This window comes from Mycolicibacterium sp. HS_4_1 (assembly GCF_054515875.1).
This window is the reverse complement of the sequence record NZ_CM137261.1, coordinates 980,026-992,102: the sequence shown is the minus strand read 5'-3', so window position 1 is coordinate 992,102 and position 12,077 is coordinate 980,026. Positions and strand designations below refer to the sequence as shown.

At 63.7% G+C, this 12,077-nt stretch carries 10 protein-coding genes; 4 read left to right on the top strand and 6 right to left on the bottom strand.

The window, feature by feature from the left end; all coding sequences use genetic code 11:
- The first annotated feature begins 31 nt into the window (after window positions 1–31).
- The gene (locus ACX12F_RS04690; RefSeq protein WP_459368484.1) at window positions 32–538 is read left to right on the top strand and encodes a hypothetical protein; all 507 of its coding nucleotides are present in this window, start codon (window positions 32–34) and stop codon (window positions 536–538) included.
- Window positions 539–770: 232 nt separating this feature from the next.
- On the opposite strand, the gene ACX12F_RS04685 is transcribed toward ACX12F_RS04690, so the two are convergent.
- Entirely contained in the window at window positions 771–1,571 is an 801-nt protein-coding gene (locus ACX12F_RS04685; protein WP_459368483.1) for a Rieske (2Fe-2S) protein, read from the bottom strand.
- A gap of 252 nt (window positions 1,572–1,823) precedes the next feature.
- On the opposite strand from ACX12F_RS04685, the gene ACX12F_RS04680 reads away from it, so the two are divergent.
- Window positions 1,824–2,051, top strand: a complete 228-nt coding sequence (locus tag ACX12F_RS04680; protein WP_459368482.1) for a hypothetical protein — start codon at window positions 1,824–1,826, stop codon at window positions 2,049–2,051.
- Here ACX12F_RS04680 and ACX12F_RS04675 read toward each other — a convergent pair.
- Both ACX12F_RS04675 and ACX12F_RS04670 read right to left on the bottom strand, forming a co-directional pair.
- Entirely contained in the window at window positions 2,041–3,306 is a 1,266-nt protein-coding gene (locus ACX12F_RS04675; protein WP_459368481.1) for an MCE family protein, read from the bottom strand. The genes ACX12F_RS04680 and ACX12F_RS04675 overlap by 11 nt on opposite strands.
- Before the next feature lie 238 nt (window positions 3,307–3,544).
- The gene (locus ACX12F_RS04670; RefSeq protein ID WP_459368480.1) at window positions 3,545–4,690 is read right to left on the bottom strand and encodes a zinc-binding dehydrogenase; all 1,146 of its coding nucleotides are present in this window, start codon (window positions 4,688–4,690) and stop codon (window positions 3,545–3,547) included.
- Between the two features lie 1,751 nt (window positions 4,691–6,441).
- Between ACX12F_RS04670 and ACX12F_RS04665 the strand changes: the two genes are divergently transcribed.
- Window positions 6,442–7,935, top strand: a complete 1,494-nt coding sequence (locus ACX12F_RS04665) for a hypothetical protein (RefSeq protein ID WP_459368479.1) — start codon at window positions 6,442–6,444, stop codon at window positions 7,933–7,935.
- A 507-nt stretch (window positions 7,936–8,442) separates the two neighbouring features.
- Window positions 8,443–8,640, top strand: a complete 198-nt coding sequence (locus tag ACX12F_RS04660; RefSeq protein WP_459368478.1) for a hypothetical protein — start codon at window positions 8,443–8,445, stop codon at window positions 8,638–8,640.
- Here the strand turns inward: ACX12F_RS04660 and ACX12F_RS04655 are convergent.
- The 3 genes from ACX12F_RS04655 to ACX12F_RS04645 all read right to left on the bottom strand — a co-directional run bounded on the left by ACX12F_RS04655 (window position 8,628) and on the right by ACX12F_RS04645 (window position 11,655).
- A complete protein-coding gene (locus ACX12F_RS04655; protein WP_459368477.1) occupies window positions 8,628–9,110 on the bottom strand; it encodes a MarR family winged helix-turn-helix transcriptional regulator in 483 nt (160 codons plus the stop codon). The genes ACX12F_RS04660 and ACX12F_RS04655 overlap by 13 nt on opposite strands.
- A gap of 247 nt (window positions 9,111–9,357) precedes the next feature.
- On the bottom strand, window positions 9,358–9,777 hold the full coding sequence (locus ACX12F_RS04650; protein WP_459368476.1) for a hypothetical protein: 420 nt from the start codon (window positions 9,775–9,777) through the stop codon (window positions 9,358–9,360).
- Between the two features lie 525 nt (window positions 9,778–10,302).
- Window positions 10,303–11,655: a hypothetical protein gene (locus tag ACX12F_RS04645; RefSeq protein ID WP_459368475.1), complete on the bottom strand. Its 1,353-nt coding sequence runs from the start codon at window positions 11,653–11,655 to the stop codon at window positions 10,303–10,305.
- Window positions 11,656–12,077: the final 422 nt, after the last annotated feature.

Below are 12,077 nucleotides of genomic sequence, written 5' to 3'. Positions count from 1 at the left end.
TGATACGGTGCGCTCAACGACGGGAGCCACCATGGGCAATGCAATTCGTTCGGCGGCAATCGCGGCAGCAGTGATCGGCCTCGTGGCAGGGTGTGGCAGCGGATCCGACTCCGCCAAAGGATCGTCGAGCGCGGCCTCGACCAGCGCCACATCGACGAGCACTGCGTCGTCAGCATCAGCAGGCGCGGCCAGCCCCGCGCAACTGCAGGCGCTGGTGCCGACCCCCGCCGGCACTGCCCAGACCTACGGGCCAGACGCCGTGGCGGACAATGGGATTCACCTCAAATTCAAGGTGACGGGCTCCCCCACTGATGTGGTTACCGCGTACAAGGCCGCACTCGAAGGAAAGGGCTGGACCGTCACCACCATCGTGTCGTCCGACGGCGGACCGGGAGGTGGCGGCGGCGCCACCTACACCGGAACCCACGGCGACAACTACGGCGTGTTCGACGGCGGCGGATTCGGCACCGAGACGTACCTCAACGTGTGCGCCTGGCCGACGAAACCGGCCCAACCGAACTGCAGTCGAAAGCGCTGATTGCGCGAGACAGTACTGCCGCTCACATTGCGCGCAACAGGGCAGCGCGCCCCTTGACGCGAAGTTTCTCGAGTGTGGAGTCGCGCAGTTCCGATTTGCGCTGCAGCATTCGCTCGCCCAACGAGTTCGTCGAGCGCGTCGCTTCGTGCGTCAGACTCGGGCGGCAGTGCGCTGATCCTCTTGCACAGACCGCGGAGCACCTCGTGATGGTCGAACAACACGTCGTAGGCGTTCATCGCGTCACCCCGCGCACCTCGACCATCCCGTTGCGGATACGGGTCGGATAAGTCGGCAAGTCCGCGGTGGCGGGGCCGCGCATCACCGCACCGGATTGACACGAGAAACGTGAGCCGTGCCATGGGCACACGATCCGGTCCCGATCGATCCACCCGTCGTCCATCGGAGCACCCAGGTGCGGGCAATTCTCGCCGGTGGCCAGCACCTGAGAGTCGTTGCGGTACAGCACCATTCCGACGCCTTCGACCTGCACGCGTCGCGGTTGGCCGTCGAGATCCGCAATCGGCAGAACGGGTGTCCAGTGAGAACGCCTGCGCCGCGTCCCGGAGCGGTCCACACCGGTACCCCATCCGTAGACCATGGCACCGCCCAGATAGCCGCTGCCGAGGGTGATCCCGTGGCCGAGCGCACTGGCTGCTACGGCGCGTGCCTGACGCCCCCGACCGCGGTCCCGCCAGGAGAGCGCGTAAAGGCCCGTCGCGACGGCATTCAAAGCGCCGTGGGCCAGGCCCAGCCGACGCGATCGTTCTTGCGTATGTTGCCAGTCCGTCATACCGGTCGCCGCCGCTCCGACGCTTCCCACCAAGCCGACTCCCAGGGCGAATCTCGCGGCGACGCGCCACTCCGGCGCGCGCCGCGCCATCAGTCCGATGGCATCCATGGCGATAGTCGTTGTCGCGGCACCGATGGGCACGGCGGTCAACGCCGGATGCAGCGGGTGTCCCAGCCAGGTTCCGTGCAGCGCATTGGCGACCTGATCACGACGACGTCCCATGGCAGCGAAGACTAACGTCATGAAGTGCTCGAGCCGGTAGCTTGGTCGATCCAACCATTCCTGCTTTTCGACTGCCGTACGTACGGCCGGACCCGATCTCCGGAGCCGCGTCAGAACACTTTGCGATGGCTCAGCCACGGTCTGTCTCCTCTCGTGCGCAAGATGCGGGTACCCCGGCTTCGAAGGGCTCAATCACCCGGACGCCCACTGTCGACGCAATCTCCCACTGCGCTCTTCTCACGCGTGCGATCCGAGATCACGGCACCCCGTTTCATGGGGACGAGACGGCTGGAGTACGAGGGCCGATTCGCCACCGTAGCGGTCGCGGACGCCAGTCCGAAGCTGGCGCTGCGTAAGGAGGGAATTCCCTTCGGCACCAACCATTTATCCGGCCTGGACATCGTGACTGCGCTGACCCAGACGGGGGGGAACCTGCCGACATCGAGCGGCAAGACCGTGTGGGCGCGCGTCGGTCTCGAAAATGTGGTGCTTACGGGTTGATGGTGTTCTCGCCGTCTTGGCGGCCCCAGACGTACTCGGATGCGAACGGCGAGCCGAGGCCGAAGTGGTTGTACGGCGCGATCGACGCACCGGTGTCCAGCACCATGTAGGGCATGGGCCAGATGTCCCTGGTCACCGTCCAGCAACCGGGCCGGCCCATGGGCCCGCCCCGGGCATTGATGCGGGGCAGGTTGTCGGGGTAGACGTACTGGTTGGCGGCCCCCACGAGACTGGTATGGGACACCAGGGAGTAACCGTTACCGCCGACTATCGGCGTTGCGACGGCCACTGCGCGCGGCAGAGCCCTTATGCCGCAATCGATCTCGGGGCTGTACTTGTCCAGCAACTGGGACGTCGGGAGCAGATCCTGGACGGCTCGGACCAGGTACGGGCCGCCGCGTTCGAAGATGTCGCCGCCGGTGTTGCCGAAACCGACCGACGCCATCAGCGCCTGATCGATGTTGTCGCGCTGGTCGTTCAATGTGCGTTCGGTGGTCACCGCGTTCTTCAGGCCGTCCCACAGGTCGGGCGACGCCTGCGCGTACACCTCGGTCAGGTCGGCGAGCGCCTTCGTGTCGTGCCGGAAGCTCGGCATCCGCTGGTTCAGGTCGGCCAGGATGACGTTGCCGTTGACCAGTGATTGCCCGAACTTGTCACCGAGCCCGTCGAGCGCCTCCGCCGCGGCGGTCAGCGTCTGGTTCAGCTTCACCGGGTCGACCTGTTCGGAGATCGCGGTGACGGTCTCGAACAACGTGTTGAACTCCGTGGTGACGCTGACGGCGTTCACGGTGTCGCCGGCCTTGAGGCGCTGCGGTGTCGGGTTCGGCGGCGAGGTCATGGAGATGTACTTGTTGCCGAAAACCGTTGTGGCGAGCAACTTGACGTCCACGTTGCGCGGCAGCACCGACATATACTGCGGATCGACATCGAGGATCAGTTTGGCTTCGGGACTTTCGCTTGGAGCCGTCACTGCTTCGGTGCCCTTCAACCGGCCGATCGGTACCCCGTTGTAGGTGACCTTCGAGCCGTTGTCCATCGACAGCCCGGCGCGACTCGCCAGCACGTACACCTCGGCTTTGGTGGCGAAGGACCCACGGAACTGCAGCCAGGTGAGCGTCAGCCCCACGGCGGCGACGAGCGCCATCATGAGGCCGGCGATTTTGTACGGCGGGGTGCGATCCCTGTTGAGCGGGGCACGGATCTGGCCCGTAGCGACGGGCGGCAACGGCGGCAGTGGCGGCCGCGGTTTCGTCATGGCACTCCAGCGTCAGATCGAGGTGTGGCGGGGCGCCGTTGCCCAACCCTGAATCGATGTCGACTGGTATGCAGGGTACGACCGTCGGCAGGCTGGTGATGCGCAAAATGGCAAACCTGTAGCAAACCGCAAATTGACGCGGCGACTACTCAATGGCCACCTTCTCGCCATCACAAAGTCGGTGCCGCCAAAGTGGGTACGACTGTTAGCAAATTGAGGGACGCCGTCTTGGCCGGCGCTAGGGGGCCGCCTGGGGAGTCACCAGGAATTTCTCACCAGTGGCTTTCTTGAGGCAGCTGTTGAACGCCTCGGGCTTGAGCAGGCCGGCCAAGGAGACTTCCTGCGTATAGGTGCTCGCGAAGGTGGTGGTGAGCTCCGCGGCCACGCGGGCCCGCAGCCTGCCGATGACCTCGGCCCCCGCGCCGGCGAGGAACGGCGTGAGCAGCCAGCCGCCGACGCCCCACGCCATACCGAAGCTCCGGGTCAGGACGGTGGGGCTCGTGTCGAGGCTGCCGTAGATGTACACCTGCTTGTGGACGGCCGAACCGTAGCGGGAGTACTGCGTCGCGGTGGCGTTGGCCGCCTGCTCCATGCCGTTCAGGATCTGACTCGCCAGCGTGCCCCCACCGATGGCGTCGAAGGCCAGCGTCGCGGACGTGGCTTTGAGCGCGTCGACAAGGTCCCGCTCGAAAGTCGTTGCGGCGGAGTTGCATACGTGCGTCGCACCGAGGTTGCGCAGGATCTCTTCCTGCTCGACCTTGCGGACGATGTTCACCAGCGGCACCCCGTCGGCAAGACAGATCTTGGCCAGCATCTGGCCCAGGTTCGACGCCGCGGCCGTGTGCACCAGGCCCGAATGTCCTTCCCGGCGCATGGTTTCCACCATGCCCAGCGCGGTCAGCGGATTGACGAACGACGATGCGCCGTCCTTCGCCGTCGCGCCGTCGGGCAGCACCAGGCAGGCTACGGCCTTGACCACGCGGTACTGCGAATACATGGCGCCGCCGGCGATGCCCACGGTCTTGCCGAGGAGTGCCTGCGCCGCGGCCGACTCTCCCGCCGCCACGACGGTGCCCGCACCTTCATTGCCGACCGGAAGTGATTGACCGACACGGACGGACAGCTGCGCCAGCGCCCCGGGTGGCAGCGGCGCGGTGACGACGGGACGCGCCGGGGTGCCCGTGACCGTCGCCGCCGACATGTCGGCGCCAGGGATCAGCAGTCCCAGATCCGACGGATTGACCGGTGATGCCTCGACTCGGACGACAACTTCGTCGGCAGCCGGTTTGGGGACGTCGACGTCATGCAGCGAGAGTTCGAGCATGCCGTGCGGTGTCACCAACGACCGCAATTCCAAACCGGTCTCGGGTGGTGCTTCGGTCATTGGTATGCCTCCGATCGTCGAACCCTCACCTGAACAGTAATGCGGCGGCAGCGCCATGACCGGCGATCGCCGACGGAAAAAGGACTGCTACCCAACATGAGTGATCCGACCATGCACCACCGGCTCTACTCCGCTGGGTAGCAGTCATTCATCGACGGTCGTCCCTGCGAGTCACGCAGTGATCCGGTCGTGCGCAAACCACGCGCGACAACGAGCGGCCATCTGACACTGCAACCAGTCCTATATGCGTGCTCGTGCGCGTCGTTGACCGCTATCCCTTTCAGCAGATGAAGACGAGCAGTCATTTCTCCGCAGGTGCAATGCGCCTGCCAGCGCACACCCACCGGCATGACCGAAACCATCCCCGTGCCCGACGTCGAAGTGCTTCTCGTGAGGGAAGTTGGCTCGGTCATGCGCGCGCGCCGATGGCGGTACCCGCGCTGATCACTGCGGCTGCGGCGGAATGACGAATCCGATTGCCACCGTCGCGGTTTCGGCATGACATTGTGATCGCTTCCTGTCTCCGCCGTTAGGCGGGCGAGCTGACTGCACCGCAGGCGTACTTGCGATCCCCCAACGCGCGCCTGCGTTCGCCGCGCTGTTCGCGTGGGAGCTCGCGCGTCCACCCGTCTGACTGCTCCTGGTGTTCGTGCTGACGTCGCGCGGTATTCGGCTGCTCCGCGAACAGTCGGCCGCCGCGCCGATCGAACATCCAAAACGATTGTGGCCCTCCGCCTTCCAGTAGAGGCCACCACCTGTTCAGCTACTCGGTTCCGGCGGGACCGCCGCCAGCGCCGCCGGCCGCAGCGTGGCTGGACGAGCCCTCACTGCTCCCTCCGGCCTTGGTGTCGCCGGTCTTCGTCCCACCACCCACCAGAGCTACACCCGCAGCGACTTACGGCCATCGTCAGCTGCATTACCCCACCCCTCGATTGTGTCAGCGATCTCAGCCCGCGGCATCGCCAAATTAACCCACCAGTAAGTTATAAAGCAACAGTTTTCGCGAATTACAGCTACTTCCAGAATGGCCAGACCCCACACGCGTCAGCTGAACAGCCCAGCTCATAGGCCACATAGAGGACAGTCAAGCGCCCAGCGCCGGGCTGGCAGCAAACTACACACGCGCAGTGCCCGAATGGTCCACGTGTATTGCCCGGGACCTACGGAAGCAACCTTGGAGCTCCCTGCGAGCAGGCAATTGCCTACATGGCGCCACTTCGACCGGAGTTTGCCGATCCGTTTTCAAACAAGACAGCCACACCAAACGAGGCGAAGCCGGGATAGCACTACCGGGATGACACCGGGACGGCCACTGCTACCGCCGAACGCGGCACTGCGCACGCATGCCGCCGCTTGCGATACCCACCGTCCCGACCGAAAGGCGCCTGCGACTCACCCGCGGCCACGACGGTGCCCGTGCCTTCGTTTCTGACCGGCGGCAGATCAAATCGGCAAATAGAACGCCCGTTGAGCGCCCTCGACTTTTGTCGCACATTCAATTAACCAAATTTAATTAATCACATTTAGTTAAACATCTTTAGTTAAACGAACTTAGCTAGATGGATTTAACCAAACACATTAGAGGAACGGTTTGCTGAGAACTGTTCTAAAAGTCGATAACCAGCAATGATGCATCTCGATCCAGATTGCGATCGAAAGGGTACCGCAACGAATATAAAAATACTTGCGGAATTTGACTTCTACCGAGGTAACCTCCCCGGTGTCACGACCGTCAATTAAGGAGAGATGGCATGCAGGTTGCCGTTCCACCACGGATCAATATGGGTATTGCGCTGGCGGGTGCCGGTGCGATAGCGCTGGCCCCGATCGCCCAACCGATGCCCGCCATCGCCGAACTACAAGCGCGAGCGGTGTCCTCGGCGAAGGTTGCTCTCACCGCAGCAGTGAACCCGATCGAGCAGTGGGGGCAGATCATCCGAGACGCTCTCGCCAACGGCGGTACGCTCGTCAATACCTACATGCAAAACCCCGCACCGATCTTGCACCAGCTGCTCATCAACGGCCTCGGCTACGGCGGGCAGACGTTCGCGGCACTGCAATCCTCGTTCGGGAATCTCGTCGACCAATTGCGGTTGGACAACCCCTACGGCTTCCCGGCAGGGCTTCAACACGGCGTCAGCCAGATTCTGGCGGGCCAGATCTACGACGGTTACAACACGCTGTTCAGTGCCGGGCTCGGACTCATCATCGGTCCGGTCTTCCCGCTGCTCGAACTACTTCAAATTCCGGTCACCATGGCAAAGAACTTCGCGAACGCCGTCGCCGCGGCCCCCAGCGTTCTGGTCGGCGTGGGATTCGGAGTCATCGGCACCGTCAACGGCACCATGCAGGCGGCCGCATTTCAAGCGCAGGCCGTCCTGGACGCCCTGAAAGCCAGGGATTTGCCGGGCGCGGTCAATGCGCTTGTCGCCACCCCCGGCGCAATCGTCAACGCGGTGCTCAACGGTTTTGCCTTGTCCGGCGCCCCTGGGCTGCTCACCTCAGGCGGACTGATCGACCAGGTGATCCAAGGCCTCAACGCGATCGCCCACGCGATCGCTCCGACTACGTCCACGTCCCTCGCGGCGAAGGTGGCCGATGCCGGACCGTCCGCTGTTCCGTCGGCTGCTTTGTCGGCTGCGACGGTCACGCTGGGCGCCGAGAAGGTGACGGCGCCTGATACCGCGAAGACCGCGGCGACGAAGACCGCGGCAGCAGAACCCGCCGCGGCGGCGCCAGTCGCCACGGGGCCAGCCGCAGGGTCACCCGCCACGGCTTCGCCCGAGACGCCTTCCACCGCAACCGAACCGAAGTCGGAATCGGGTACGACTTCGGGCAGCGCCACCACGCCAACCGGTGGCACCGGCTCCACCGACACGACCGGCGGCACCACGGCCGGTACATCCGGTACGGCCGGTGAGCCCACGAAGCCCAGCGGATCGACCGGGAGCCAGACGGGCTCGGGCAGCACCACCACGCCAAACGGTGGCACTGCCACGACCGGCGGCACCAAGACCGGTACACCCACCAAACCCGCCAAGCCCAGCGCATCGACCGGGAACCAGACGGGCTCCGGCAGCACCACCACGCCAAACGGTGGCACTGCCACGACCGGCGGCACCAAGACCGGTACACCCACCAAACCCACCAAGCCCAGCGCATCGACCGGGAACCAGACGGGCTCCGGCAGCAGCGGTAGCGGCGCATCTGCATCCGGAGGTGGCGCTTCCCACGCCGCCGCGTAGTCACACCCTTTTCAAGACCAGTGGGCCCCGCTCATGAGCGGGGCCCACTGCCATCTGGTGTCGCGAGGGGTCGCCAGACATGCAGCGGCCCCCGAGCTTTGGTTCCTGGTTTGGATAGACCGACGGGCTCGGGGGCCGGAGGCTGTGGGAATTCGCCAGCGCACGAAGGTGATTCACTTGTGCGTAGAGCAACGAACACACCCGGCGCTCCGAAGCTGACCGCCACCCCACATGTCCGTGAGTCAATCAGTTTCCCGGACCACCGCATTCCTTGTGCGCGAGCGACCCGCACTCCCGAAGTCTGGGGCCGATATCAGCTTTTCGCTTCCCGCTCAACCGAGCGCAGGATCGTGGCGTCTAGCGGTCAGTGTGACGCTCGACAGCAACCAGACACCCTGTGCACCAACGAGTTCAGCGAAATAGAACGGAATCTCCTGGCATTGCACGCCAGGTCCGCGCGCCTCATGGGATACGGCGACGGCCGTGGCGCACAACAGCTGAACCTTCGTGGAAGTTCACGCCCTTGAGCAACATGCGGTCCATACGAGCGTCGCTGGCGCGATCGATCAACGCCCAATTCAACTGCGCCTCATCAGCGCACCGATCGACGTCATACCCAATGAGTCGACTGCGAAGATGGCAATCGCCGCGGTGGCCGCCGCGCAGTTCGCGGTTCTGGCGATCGACGCCCCCTACTGGGGATAGGGATCCAATTCACGCATCTGCTTCAAATGAGCTTGCTGCAACTCTTCCGTACGGCTGAGGAACCCGACGATCAGGGCAATCTCCGCCGCGTTGTAGCTCAGCAGCATCTTGCCGCCCTGATCCAGCAGCGGGGCGGTGAGTTCCGAGATGCGGCGAGCCGCAAGTTCTGTGCCCAACACAATTACTCGGCGGTGATCGGTCGGATGTAGCGATCGGCTGACGTATTTCAGCTTTTCCAGGCGGTTGAGCACGATCGTGGTGCCGGCGGCGGTGAGGCCGAGCCGGTCAGCCAGAAGTCCCGGCGTCGTTGCCTTCTCGCCCGTAAGGAGAATGTGTAACAGGGCACGTAGATCTGTGTGATTGACGCCGAGCATCCTCATCAGTTCGTGCGCCAATTCGTCGACAGCTCCGTGAAAAGATTCCAGTCTTCTCTTCAGGTCTGCGGCGATCCGAGCGAGTTCACCTGTCATCGGACGAAAGACCTCCCCCAAGGTGTCCTTTATGACTGGGCCTGATCATAGCGATGGCCGAGTGGTTCCGGATGGAATTATTGACGCTTGGACTAGAAAATGGCAATGACCCTCGACTGGGCCGGTCATTCCGCCCAGTCGAGGGCCGTTCACCGCTGCGCTTCCCCAGGTCATGCACTGAATCTGACCTGATCCGATCAGCGCCGTCCATATGTGCAGTCGGCTATTTCTTGCGCGCCAACCGGCGTTAGGTGACGGTCGTGGTGGTGAGCGTCGGAGACGGGTTCGGGTAGCACGCGGTTGCGACGTCGATTTGAGGAACAAGCGGCGGTTTCACGGTGGTGGTGAAGGTCATGCCGGGGTCGGCATAGCCGGTGCCGGCGTACTTGCTGGTAATTGAGCCGGGAGCGTTGGCCGTCACGTTGATGGTGACCTGGGGAGGTGTGTACGTCGCGCCGCCGGCAATTGGGCCGGGAACAGTGAGCTCGACGTTACTGCCCACGAGGGCCGTCGTGCCGGCGACAGATCCACCGGACGCGCTGGAGGAGACATATGTTGAGTTGGCCGGGACCGGGATGAGCATCTTCATATTGCTGATCTTGACGACCGTAACACCGGCCGCCGACGTCGGAACCGTCGATGAACCCGGTGCAATGGTAATGGCCACAGGAGAACCCGCGGTCACCGAACTGGGCGCGGTGGTCGTAACCGAGGTTGTCATACTCGACGTTCCAACCGAGGCCTGACAACTCCAATTCACAGAGACAGCTGCATGTGCCGTCCCGGCCAGACAGAGTGCGGCGGCGAGGGCCATCGGAGTGATAGCGCCGGCACGACGCAACGTGGACGTATTCGATCGCATTGTTATCTCCAAGAGGTGAAGTAACGACGTGGCCGGAATGCCGCGCCGCGGAACTGCAAAGGAAAAATAACTCGCCTCCAGTCAAATTCCGTGCACATATTGAATACGTTTCGATAGCCGTGTCGCATTCATTAATTGTTATTCACTATTCAGTATTGAGAATTCACAAAAGAAAACTATTACCAGAGAAGTATTGAATGCGTAATTTCATGCGCCCAAACCAGGAACCAGGGCTCCGGCGGGCCGCTCCAGGTCTGTCGCCCCTCGAGACACCAGACGGCAGTGGGCCCCGCTCATGAGCGGGGCCCACTGGTCTTGAAAAGGGTGTGACTACGCGGCGGCGTGGGAACCGCCGCTGCCGGAGCCGGTGCTACCCGAGCCCGTCCCGCTCGCGGCCGATCCGCTCGGCTTCGTGGGCTTCGTAGGCTTCTTGGGCTCGCCGGTTTTGCCGGGCTTACCGGTCTTGGTGCCGCCAGTGGAGCCGGTGCCATCGTTTGGCGTGGTGGTGCTGCCCGAGCCCGTTTCGCTTCCGGTCGATCCGCTGGGCTTGGTGGGCTTGGTGGGCTCGCCGGTTGTGCCGGTCTTGGTGCCGCCGGTTGTGCCGGTGCCAGCGTTCGGCGTGGTGGTGCTGCCCGAGCCCGTCTCGCTTCCGGTCGATCCGCTGGGCTTGGTGGGCTCACCGGTCGTGCCGGTGCCACTGGTTGGCGTGGTGGTGCCGCCCGAGGTCGCGCCCGATTCAGGCTTCGGTTCGGTTGCGGTGGAAGGCGTCTCGGGCGAAGCCGTGGCGGGTGACCCTGCGGCTGGCCCCGTGGCGACTGGCGCCGCCGCGGCGGGTTCTGCTGCCGCGGTCTTCGTCGCCGCGGTCTTCGCGGTATCAGGCGTCGTCACCTTCTCGGCGCCCAGCGTGACCGTCGCAGCCGACAAAGCAGCCGACGGAACAGCGGACGGTCCGGCATCGGCCACCTTCGCCGCGACGGGCGCGGGGGACGCGGCCGCCGCCGCGGCCGGCACCGGTGCGCCAAGCGCTTGCGCGATGGCGTCGCGAACGGCAATCACCAGTATGGGAACCACGCCAGATCCGGGAGCCAGAAGCCCCCCGAATCCCGTCGGTCCATACCCGTTGAGGAAGGCGTTGGTGAGCACGGCCGGGGCGTTGACGATCGCGTTCAGCGCCGCTCCGACGTTGCCGGCGCGCACCCCGTCGTACACCGCTTGCGCAGTATCCGCAAACGCGCTCTCGACGCCGCCAACTGTGCCGAGCACTGAAAAGCCAATACCGACAATAAGATCGGGGAGTAGTTTGGCTACGTTGGCGACGTTCTGCATAACCTTGCCGGGGATATTGAGCGTCTGACCTTGCAGCAGTGCGAAGCCGGGATTTACCACCAAGTTGAGCACGGCGCCCCATGCCGTGTTGATGCCTGCGCTGATCTGGCCGGCGGCCAGCTGTTGAGCGGCCTGCTGAAAAGCCTGCGGAAGTGCCGTCACGGCCGTGACGAAACCGTTGCCGGCTGCGCCCAGGTCAGTAGCGATGGTGTTCGCGTAGCCGAGCTGGTTGATGAGGATCTGCTTAAGAATGGGAGCCGGGTCGGCCCACACCTGCTGGCCGAGGGCCGAAATGTTGTTGAACGTTGTTGTCAGGACCTGCGCCCATTCGCTGATGGGATTGACCGACGCGGTCAACGTCGTCGCGAGGCTTGACACCGGAACCGCCGGCAGGTGTACCTGCTGCGGTGACACCACTATCGGTGACAGCGCGATGGCACTCGCTCCGATCAGTGCCACACCGCTGGTCATACCGGTCCGGACAAACGTTTGCATAACTCCCCCTCAGTAATCAGTAACGTGAACTCGCAAATTAATGCACACTGATCGCGGCGTGGGGTGAATTCCGCCGAAAATTCTGAAAATTCTTGCGGAGCTCTTTTCGTTATTCGATGTTGAAATTCAACGGCAGAAAGTTAACCGTCTGAGGTAATCAACTTCATAAAGCTATTAGCGCAAAGATGTTTGAAATGCCGAATATGAATCGCCCCGGAAACCAGGACTCCTGACCTTCGGTTCGAGGATGCAGACGCGCCCACGGAGTCGTTCTCGGGAAACAT